General features: G+C 56.9%; 2 rRNA genes. Both read left to right on the top strand.

The annotated features are described in order from the left end of the window. Positions 1-91: ribosomal RNA gene (locus P3T39_RS37250) — 16S ribosomal RNA — on the top strand; the annotation flags it as partial. 280 nt (positions 92-371) lie between these two features. Continuing rightward, positions 372-3,491 (top strand): 23S ribosomal RNA (locus P3T39_RS37245). Positions 3,492-3,493 lie beyond the last annotated feature (2 nt).

Raw genomic sequence — 3,493 nt, 5'->3', positions numbered from 1 at the left:
AGGGGAGGAGCCGTCGAAGGTGGGACCAGCGATTGGGACGAAGTCGTAACAAGGTAGCCGTACCGGAAGGTGCGGCTGGATCACCTCCTTTCTAAGGAGCGCATAGCCGGATGCGAGCGAATGTCTCGCACGGTTGCTCATGGGTGGAACGTTGACTATTCGGCACAGTGGGGTCATGGATCGTTAGTACTGCTTCGGCGTGGAAGACGATTCGGTGGCTTGACTGTGCCGGGCACGTTGTTGGGTCCTGAGGGAACGGCCGTAAGGCTGGTACCTCATGGATGCCGGTCCTACTTGATGGAGTCTTCGGGCTTCGGAGGGTGGGTGACTGGTCGTTGTTTGAGAACTGCACAGTGGACGCGAGCATCTGTGGCCAAGTTTTTAAGGGCGCACGGTGGATGCCTTGGCACTAGGAACCGATGAAGGACGTGGGAGGCCGCGATAGTCCCCGGGGAGCCGTCAACCAGGCTTTGATCCGGGGGTTTCCGAATGGGGAAACCCGGCAGTCGTCATGGGCTGTCACCCGCTGCTGAACACATAGGCAGTGTGGAGGGAACGAGGGGAAGTGAAACATCTCAGTACCCTCAGGAAGAGAAAACAACCGTGATTCCGGGAGTAGTGGCGAGCGAAACCGGATGAGGCTAAACCTTGAGTGTGTGAGACCCGGCAGGGGTTGCGCTCAGGGGGTCGTGGGAAAGTTCTTCAGTCGTCTGCCGGCGGCTGGGTGAGTCAGAAACCGTATGGGTAGTCGAAGGACATGCGAAAGGTCCGGCGTAGAGGGTAAGACCCCCGTAGACGAAATCTGTACGGCTCACTTGAGCTTCTCCCAAGTAGCACGGAGCCCGAGAAATTCCGTGTGAATCTGGCGGGACCACCCGCTAAGCCTAAATATTCCCTAGTGACCGATAGCGGATAGTACCGTGAGGGAATGGTGAAAAGTACCGCGGGAGCGGAGTGAAATAGTACCTGAAACCGTGTGCCTACAAGCCGTGGGAGCGTCGTTCATCAGCTTGCTGGTGGGCCGTGACTGCGTGCCTTTTGAAGAATGAGCCTGCGAGTTTGCGGTGTGTAGCGAGGTTAACCCGTGTGGGGTAGCCGTAGCGAAAGCGAGTCCGAATAGGGCGGTTGAGTTGCATGCCCAAGACCCGAAGCGGAGTGATCTAGCCATGGGCAGGTTGAAGCGCGGGTAAGACCGTGTGGAGGACCGAACCCACCAGGGTTGAAAACCTGGGGGATGACCTGTGGTTAGGGGTGAAAGGCCAATCAAACTCCGTGATAGCTGGTTCTCCCCGAAATGCATTTAGGTGCAGCGTCGCGTGTTTCTTGCCGGAGGTAGAGCACTGGATAGGCGATGGGCCTTACCGGGTTACTGACCTTAGCCAAACTCCGAATGCCGGTAAGTGAGAGCGCGGCAGTGAGACTGTGGGGGATAAGCTCCATGGTCGAGAGGGAAACAGCCCAGAACACCGACTAAGGTCCCTAAGCGTGTGCTAAGTGGGAAAGGATGTGGAGTCGCAGAGACAACCAGGAGGTTGGCTTAGAAGCAGCCACCCTTGAAAGAGTGCGTAATAGCTCACTGGTCAAGTGATTCCGCGCCGACAATGTAGCGGGGCTCAAGCACATCACCGAAGTCGTGTCATTGCAGCAATACTCCTAACGGGGGCTGTGATGGGTAGGGGAGCGTCGTGTGCCGGGTGAAGCAGCGGAGGAATCCAGTTGTGGACGGTATACGAGTGAGAATGCAGGCATGAGTAGCGATACAAGAGTGGGAAACTCTTGCGCCGATTGACCAAGGGTTCCTGGGTCAAGCTGATCTGCCCAGGGTAAGTCGGGACCTAAGGCGAGGCCGACAGGCGTAGTCGATGGACAACGGGTTGATATTCCCGTACCCGCTTTGAAGCGCCAACGCTGAACCAGGTGATGCTAAGCCCGTGAAGCCGGCCCGGAGTCTTCGGACAAAGGGACGTGGTGGAGCCGGTGGTCCAAGTCTGTAGTAGGTGAGCGATGGGGTGACGCAGGAAGGTAGTCCAGCCCGGGCGGTGGTTGTCCCGGGGTAAGGGTGTAGGGCGAACGGTAGGCAAATCCGCCGTTCATATAGTCTGAGACCTGATGCCGAGCCGATTGTGGTGAAGTGGATGATCCTATGCTGTCGAGAAAAGCCTCTAGCGAGTTTCATGGCGGCCCGTACCCCAAACCGACTCAGGTGGTCAGGTAGAGAATACCGAGGCGTTCGGGTGAACTATGGTTAAGGAACTCGGCAAAATGCCCCCGTAACTTCGGGAGAAGGGGGGCCATTCCTGGTGATGAGACTTGCTCTCTGAGCTGGGGGTGGCCGCAGAGACCAGCGAGAAGCGACTGTTTACTAAAAACACAGGTCCGTGCGAAGCCGTAAGGCGATGTATACGGACTGACGCCTGCCCGGTGCTGGAACGTTAAGGGGACCGGTTAGTCTAGTTTCGGCTAGGCGAAGCTGAGAACTTAAGCGCCAGTAAACGGCGGTGGTAACTATAACCATCCTAAGGTAGCGAAATTCCTTGTCGGGTAAGTTCCGACCTGCACGAATGGCGTAACGACTTCTCGACTGTCTCAACCATAGGCCCGGTGAAATTGCATTACGAGTAAAGATGCTCGTTTCGCGCAGCAGGACGGAAAGACCCCGGGACCTTTACTATAGCTTGATATTGGTGTTCGGTTCGGCTTGTGTAGGATAGGTGGGAGACTTTGAAGCCGTGACGCCAGTCATGGTGGAGTCGTCGTTGAAATACCACTCTGGTCGTGCTGGATGTCTAACCTGGGTCCGTGATCCGGATCAGGGACAGTGTCTGGTGGGTAGTTTAACTGGGGCGGTTGCCTCCTAAAGAGTAACGGAGGCGCCCAAAGGTTCCCTCAGCCTGGTTGGCAATCAGGTGTTGAGTGTAAGTGCACAAGGGAGCTTGACTGTGAGACTGACGGGTCGAGCAGGTACGAAAGTAGGGACTAGTGATCCGGCGGTGGCTTGTGGAAGCGCCGTCGCTCAACGGATAAAAGGTACCCCGGGGATAACAGGCTGATCTTCCCCAAGAGTCCATATCGACGGGATGGTTTGGCACCTCGATGTCGGCTCGTCGCATCCTGGGGCTGGAGTAGGTCCCAAGGGTTGGGCTGTTCGCCCATTAAAGCGGTACGCGAGCTGGGTTTAGAACGTCGTGAGACAGTTCGGTCCCTATCCGCTGTGCGCGTAGGAGTGTTGAGAAGGGCTGTCCCTAGTACGAGAGGACCGGGACGGACGAACCTCTGGTGTGCCAGTTGTTCTGCCAAGGGCATGGCTGGTTGGCTACGTTCGGGAGGGATAACCGCTGAAAGCATCTAAGCGGGAAGCCTGCTTCGAGATGAGCACTCCCACCTCCTTGAGAGGGTAAGGCTCCCAGTAGACGACTGGGTTGATAGGCCGGATATGGAAGCCTCGTGAGGGGTGGAGTTGACCGGTACTAATAGGCCGAGGGCTTGTCCTCAG

Source organism: Kitasatospora sp. GP82, from assembly GCF_029892105.1.
In the GTDB taxonomy this organism is placed as follows: domain Bacteria; phylum Actinomycetota; class Actinomycetes; order Streptomycetales; family Streptomycetaceae; genus Kitasatospora.
This window is presented reverse-complemented; position numbering and strand designations above follow the sequence as displayed.